The organism is Candidatus Magnetaquicoccus inordinatus, assembly GCF_004217665.1.
In the GTDB taxonomy this organism is placed as follows: Bacteria; Pseudomonadota; Magnetococcia; order Magnetococcales; family Magnetaquicoccaceae; genus Magnetaquicoccus; species Magnetaquicoccus inordinatus.
On sequence record NZ_RXIU01000452.1, the window covers coordinates 1 to 1,361 of the forward strand.

Consider the following 1,361-nt stretch of genomic DNA (forward strand, 5'->3'; position numbering starts at 1 on the left):
GCCTGGAGTGAAGCCTTTGCCCATGTGATAGCCTCTGCGCAACAGTTGCTCCAGGCCCTGCCGCAACATCCGCTCAATCTGCCAGTCGAAAACGATCTGCCTTTTGATAGCCAGGAGCTGTTGCAACTGTTGAACGAACTGCTGCCGCATGTAGAAAAGAGACGACCGAAAAATTGCGAAGCAATATTGACGCAACTGCTTGGCATGCGCTGCCCAGCCGATCTCAGCTCGGAAATCGGTAAATTGGCACAACTGATTCAAACCTATGAGATGAAGGGAGCGATGCAGTTGTTGCAGCAATTGCGGCAGCGTTTGACCCCGCGTGCAGCGGAGAGTGCTCCAGAAGGGAGCATGCCCGCAGTATAGAGGAAACAGGCTGTTTGTTCGGCAAAGCCTCTTCTGCCTGTAATCCTCCCCAACTGCGAGAGTTTTAGCGGGCAACCATTGGTCCAATCCGCTTGCCAGCCAGGATATGCACATGGATATGGTAGACCTCCTGGCCACCATCGCCATGGGTGTTGATGATGGTTCGATAACCGGCTTCGGCAACACCTGACAGGCGTGCCAACTGGTGCCTGTCTCAACAAACCGGTGCAGATCTCCACCTTGTTCGATACGGTGATGCAGTTGTTTGGCAAACAGGTAGGTTTGCCGTTGACGGTGACCAGACGTACTGCCACCTTGGCACAACCGAATCAAAGCATTGTCGGAGCACGGGTGTTGGCAGTGGAGGATAATGAGGTCAATCAACAGGTCATCGAAGCATTGTTGCAGATGGCCGGAGTGCAAGTGGAGTTGGCTGACAACGGCCATCAAGCGGTGGAGATGGCCAGCAGTGGTCGCTTTGAGCTGATTTTAATGGATCTGCAGTTGCCGATTTTGGATGGTCTGCAGGCTACCCGTCTGATTCGCGCTCTGCCGCAAGGAAAAAATATACCGATTGTTGCGGTCACTGCCGATGTGATGGTGCAGGATCTGGCACGCTGCTGGGAAGCCGGAATGGATGATCATATCGCCAAACCGATCGATCCCAACAAGCTGTTTCTGGCGTTGAACAAATGGATCAAGAGCAAAGAGCGCGATACTTTTGCAACCGAAAAAAACAGGGTTGCAGCCATTGCCCTTCCCGCAACCACCAACCCTCTTAAATCACCAGCGTTCCCTGCAGTTGCCGGATTGCATCTGCAGACCGGTTTGGCACATACCGCCGGTGATTTGCGTCTCTACCGTGCACTCCTGGAACGTTTTCTCACCCACCATGCCGACAATGTCCGTGATATTCAAAAAGCTGTGGAAAAGGGGGATATTGCTCTGGCCAAACGTCTGGCCCATACCCTGAAGGGGGTTGCCGGAACCCTGGG

2 protein-coding genes and 1 pseudogene are annotated in these 1,361 nt (G+C 53.6%); 2 read left to right on the forward strand and 1 reads right to left on the reverse strand.

Features of this window, described 5'->3' with window-relative positions:
• Positions 1-366 (forward strand): hypothetical protein (locus EJP87_RS18165; protein WP_193771483.1); only part of this gene is annotated, 366 nt, incomplete at its 5' end.
• A gap of 64 nt (positions 367-430) precedes the next feature.
• Here the strand turns inward: EJP87_RS18165 and EJP87_RS16460 are convergent.
• Positions 431-556, reverse strand: a pseudogene (locus tag EJP87_RS16460) (HIT domain-containing protein); the annotation flags it as partial.
• Between the two features lie 5 nt (positions 557-561).
• Between EJP87_RS16460 and EJP87_RS16465 the strand changes: the two are divergent.
• On the forward strand, positions 562-1,361 hold an 800-nt coding region (locus tag EJP87_RS16465), incomplete at its 3' end, for a response regulator (RefSeq protein WP_130472925.1).